1 protein-coding gene is annotated in these 242 nt (G+C 70.2%); it reads right to left on the reverse strand.

The window, feature by feature from the left end; all coding sequences use genetic code 11:
• On the reverse strand, window positions 1–219 hold a 219-nt coding region (locus WA788_RS35860; protein WP_335984744.1), incomplete at its 3' end, for a hypothetical protein.
• Window positions 220–242: the final 23 nt, after the last annotated feature.

Below are 242 nucleotides of genomic sequence, written 5' to 3' on the forward strand. Positions count from 1 at the left end.
AAACACCGGCTCCTCCTCCCACAACCGCACCCCCATCCCCACCCACTGCGCACCCTGCCCCGCAAACACAAACACCGGCCGCACCACAGAACCAGCAACCCCGGCCACGACCCCGGCCGACTCCCGCCCCGACACAGCAGCAGCCAACCCCTCCACCAACTCACCACGGTCCCGGCCGACCACCGCAAGCCGGTGCGCGAACCCCGTCGTCCGCGTCACCGCCAACGACAACGCCACATCCC

The organism is Streptomyces sp. CA2R106 (genome assembly GCF_037034245.1).
GTDB lineage: Bacteria > Actinomycetota > Actinomycetes > Streptomycetales > Streptomycetaceae > Actinacidiphila.